We start from the raw sequence: 1,619 nt of genomic DNA on the forward strand, positions 1-1,619 counted from the left end.
TGAGCTTCCCAAGCCCAGCCCGTGCCTGTGCCCGGCGTTCGCGAAGAAACGACTATAAAGGGGAACGGCAGCGCCGAGATGACCGATATCCCATTGGTGCGAGCTCGCGGCGATTGGCCTCGCTGCTGGGTGAGCCCGTTATTGAGCATGGTCGGGGAATCGTCGGCGACAGTGGTGAGCGCAGCGATGCGCATCCCGTTTGAGAGATCGAGTCGAAATTGACGCTTCCCATGGCGCTGCCGTTCACTGACGATCTTGGAGCAAGCCATGCCCATGCGCAAGCGAGAAGACGAGGTATTTCCCAACGCGGCGGGGATCGATGTCGGAGCATCGAGCCACTGGGTCGCTGTGCCCCGCCATGCGACTGACGACCCGGTGCGCGAATTCGGCGCGATGACTGACAACCTCAACGCCCTGGCCGACTGGCTGATTGCATGTGGCGTCGACGCGGTGGCGCTGGAATCCACCGGGGTGTACTGGATCCCGGTGTACGAAGTGCTGGAGCAGCGCGGGCTGGAGGTCTGGCTGGTCGATGCGCGGCAGATGAAGTACGTGCCCGGACGCAAGAGCGACGTGCAAGATTGCCAATGGCTGCAGAAGCTAATGAGCCTGGGATTACTGCGCGCGGCCTGGCGCCCCGACGGCGAGGTCTGTGTCGTGCGCGCGGTGGCCCGCCAGCGCGAAGTGCTACTCATCGAGCAGGCCAGTTGGGTGCAGCGCATGCAAAAGGCACTGGTGCAGATGAACATCCAGCTCACTGAGGTGCTCAGCGACGTGATGGGCATGACCGGGCAGGCCATCATCCGCGCCATCGTGGCCGGCGAACGCGATGCAAAGGTACTTGCGCGTCACCGCCACAGCCGCGTCAAGGCCAGCACCGAGCAGATCGCCAAGGCGCTGACGGGTAACTGGCGCGAAGAGCATCTGTTTGTACTCGCCCAGGCGCTGGCCATGTACGACCACATTGCACGGCATCTGGCCGAGTGCGAGACGAAGCTGCAGGCCTTGCTGGGCAAGTTGGGCCAGTGCCAGATCGACCTGGGCAAAGTCCCTCGCCCCGGCAGCAAGCTGCGTGCCGAATTCGATGTCCGCCAGGTCATGGCCAACTGGGCGGGCGTGGACCTCACGCGCATCAATGGGCTGGGCGCGACTGCGGTGCTGAAGATCCTCTCGGAGATCGGCACGGACCTCAGCCGCTTCGCCAATGTCAAGCACTTCTGTTCGTGGCTCGGGCTGTGTCCCGGCACCAAGATCAGCGGTGGCAAGGTCCTGGCCTCGGGCACCAAGCGCTCGGCGAACCGGGCGCGCCAGGCATTGAAGTTGGCGGCCATGAGTCTGTCGCACAGCGACTCGGCGCTCGGCGCGTTCTACCGCCGGCTGTGCGCCCGCATGGACAAACCGCGGGCCAATACCGCTGTCGCCCACAAGCTGGCGCGCATGGTGTACTTCATGCTCACGCGCGGCGAGGCCTTTGTCGACCAGGGCCAGCAGCACTATGAAGAGCAGCAACGCCAGCGCAGTATTGCCGCGCTCAAACGCCGTGCCGCGGCCCTTGGGTTTCAGGTCAATCCAGTAGAAGCCGCATGAACACAACCACCTTCACTTCTGTTTCTTGAGAG

At 63.8% G+C, this 1,619-nt stretch carries 2 protein-coding genes; one reads left to right on the plus strand and one right to left on the minus strand.

What is annotated here, in order from left to right:
• On the minus strand, positions 1 to 269 hold a 269-nt coding region (locus tag J8I82_RS37590), incomplete at its 3' end, for a hypothetical protein (RefSeq protein ID WP_209765672.1).
• On the opposite strand from J8I82_RS37590, the gene J8I82_RS37595 reads away from it, so the two are divergent.
• Entirely contained in the window at positions 268 to 1,587 is a 1,320-nt protein-coding gene (locus tag J8I82_RS37595) for an IS110 family RNA-guided transposase (RefSeq protein WP_209765674.1), read from the plus strand. The two genes, J8I82_RS37590 and J8I82_RS37595, sit on opposite strands and share 2 nt — an antisense overlap.
• Positions 1,588 to 1,619 lie beyond the last annotated feature (32 nt).

Source organism: Cupriavidus consociatus, from assembly GCF_017814975.1.
GTDB classification, from domain to species: domain Bacteria; phylum Pseudomonadota; class Gammaproteobacteria; order Burkholderiales; family Burkholderiaceae; genus Cupriavidus; species Cupriavidus consociatus.